The sequence below is a fragment of the Gemmatimonas sp. genome, assembly GCF_044345575.1.
In the GTDB taxonomy this organism is placed as follows: Bacteria; Gemmatimonadota; Gemmatimonadetes; order Gemmatimonadales; family Gemmatimonadaceae; genus Gemmatimonas.
This window is the reverse complement of sequence record NZ_JBIJAW010000413.1, coordinates 1-2,734: the sequence shown is the minus strand read 5'-3', so window position 1 is coordinate 2,734 and position 2,734 is coordinate 1. Positions and strand designations below refer to the sequence as shown.

Sequence of the window (2,734 nt, the reverse complement as noted above, 5' to 3'; positions counted from 1 at the left end):
CGCGCGGATGGGGTAGTAGCCGTGGATCGACGAGTTGCCCACGATGAGTACATTGCCCACGACCATCGGCGGCGAGCTCGCGGCGATCTGGCTCAGGATACCGACCGTGCCGTCGGCGCCGATCTTCCTCACCGGATCCCATCCTTCGCCCGGCTTCGCTTCGCGATACGGCGCGGCGTCGGAGATGATGAGCGGGCCGCTGTCGTCGACGGCGAGCTTCTTCATCGGATAGCCGAGCCCTACCATCAAGTCCACTTCGCCCTTCTTGCCGAAGAGCGGATCGGGCTTGCCGGTCTTCGCGTCGAGCGACACGAGATGGTAGCCCGGCGTGGTCACGAGCAGGCGCTCCTTGCCGCCGTTGTTCCAGTAGGCGAGGCCACGACCGGCGAACTGGCGCGGTGCCTTCTGCCAGCGGATCCCTTCTTCCACGCGGTACGACCACAGCTCCTTGCCGGTCTCCGGATCGAGCGCCACCACGTGTCGCTTGGTGCTCGTCACGGTGAACAGGCGGCCGTTCGCGTAGAGCGGCGTGGTGCGATAGTACTCGTCGGGCCCGAACTTCTCACCGCCCTTCCACTCCCAGCCCACCTGCAGCTGCGAGAAGTTGGAGGCGTCGATCTGATCGAGCGGCGAGTAGCGCGTGCTCCACTGGTCGGCACCCCAATGGCGCCATTCTCCGTAGGCGTTGCCGCGCACCAGCGGCTTGGCCGCAGCTGCAGCCTTCTGGGCCTGCGCGGCGAAGGGAGATACCGCCAGAGCGAGCGCTGCGCTGGTGGCACCGAGGGCGAGGGACGCCCGGCGAAGGGTACTGCGTCGGATCATGGCTTCTCCGTACGTGCGCGAAGGCGTGAATCGTGAGCCCTACCGAACTGCGTGACATCGAACTGCCTGGTGCTGACCTGCTGTTGCTCCTGCACTGGCGTGCCATTCGCACGCCCCATCGTGGAATCCACCCGCACGGTCTTGAGCCACGCGGGTTCCGGTGACAACTCCATGCGCCCAGCGGGCATGCCGTTGAGCTTGAGGATGTACGCGGTCACCCACACGTACTCGTCTTCGGTGAGACTGCCGGGAGCCGCCTTGGGCATCGCCTGACTCACGTAGTCGAACAGATCGTAGAGCGGCCGGCCGAACCACTTGTTCGTGAAGGCCGGTCCCTGATGCGTGGCGGTAGTGTGACAGCCGAGGCAGTTGCTGTTGAACACCTCACGCCCCTTCACCGCCTGATCGGCGGTGTACACGCCCGCCTTCGTCGTGCGCGCCTGCGCCGACACGGCCTGCGTTGGCACGAAGCTCAAGGTACCGACCGCGGCGAGCGCCAGCGCCGCCGACGCCACGTTGCGCGGCGTGAGGAGACGCCGCATCCACCCCGACATCGCCCACGCCACACCGGTGAGCACCAGCACCGCCATCACGACGCGAATGAGCGTGACCGCCAACGCGGCATCGACCGTTGGCATGGTGAACGGCACCGCGCGAAAGTCGGCGAAACGCGCCGTCATCCAATGCCACGCTTCATGGGCCACCAGCGCGGAAAGCATCACGATGCCGGTGCGTTCGGGGATGCGGGAGAACAACCGGTCGAGAACAGGAATCATCACGAGCAACACACCGAGCTGAGCGAGTTCCACGCCCACGTTGAACGCGAGGAGCGAGGTGACAAGATGCGCCCCGGCGAACTGCAACGAGTCGCCGAGCGCAGCGGAAAAACCGAATCCATGCACGAGGCCGAACACGAACGCCACGAGCCAGCGCCGCTCCACCCGCGCGCCGAGGACGTTCTCCACGGCCATGTAGACGATCGACGCCGCGATGCCCACTTCGACGAGTGGCGCGAACCACGCCACGTCGGGTACGAAGCCAAGCGCGGCGGCGATGAGTGTGATGGAGTGCGCTACCGTGAAGGCCGTGACCATACCCACCACCGCCCGCCACTGACGGAACGGTAGCACGAGACACAGGACGAAGAGCAGATGATCGATGCCGCCCAGCATGTGCACCATCCCCTGCTGCACGAACGTCCACGCGGCGTGCCACCACCGAGGATCCACCCGCACTTCACCGGGATTACCCTCGAAGCTGTAGCGTCGCTCGGTACCATTGGCATTCACGAGCGTGAGGACCGTGGTGGTGCGCACGCCCAAGTTGGCCCAGCGCGGTTCGATCACCAGATCGCGCACGGGCGCGGCGGTGGCCACTTCCAGCAACACCTCGAGGCGCAGCTGGCCGTGCGGAATGTCCGTCGCGTCGGGGAGTCCCTGCGCCGACACGGCGGCCAGCCCGGCGCCGAACGAATCAAAGGCCCGGTCGGACGGAAGCGCCGCACGCACCGCAATCACCCGCGGGGCTCCGAGTTCAGTGCCACCGTCGCGCAGGGCGATGGCGTCGGCCACCCAGAGCTGCGCGGCATCGCGCAGGTAGGGCGCGGCGCGCGACACATCCAGCGCATCGTTGGCGAGCACGGGAAAATCCACATCGCGTACCGCATCCATGGGGATCTGGACGAGCAGACGCACCCGGTCTGCGACCGGCGCGACGAACGCCCGCACACCCACGTGGCGTGGAATCTCGTGAGCCAGCACAGCGCGTGCGGGGAGCATGGATGCCACCCACAACGCGATCACCGACAGAAAGCGACCGATGCGCAACGATTCTCTGGACAGGGGAGTTACGGCGGGTACCTTCAGCACGTCGGCCATGACCGGCCCGACGCAGGCGTCACCGTCTCCCTCCC

2 protein-coding genes are annotated in these 2,734 nt (G+C 66.6%); both read right to left on the bottom strand.

Annotated features, from left to right (window positions below):
• The coding region (locus tag ACIQ6O_RS15980; protein ID WP_396208766.1) for a PQQ-binding-like beta-propeller repeat protein at positions 1-822 on the bottom strand (822 nt) is incomplete at its 3' end.
• Positions 819-2,734: HupE/UreJ family protein (locus tag ACIQ6O_RS15975; protein ID WP_396208765.1), on the bottom strand; the 1,916-nt coding region annotated here is incomplete at its 5' end. The genes ACIQ6O_RS15980 and ACIQ6O_RS15975, both read right to left, overlap by 4 nt.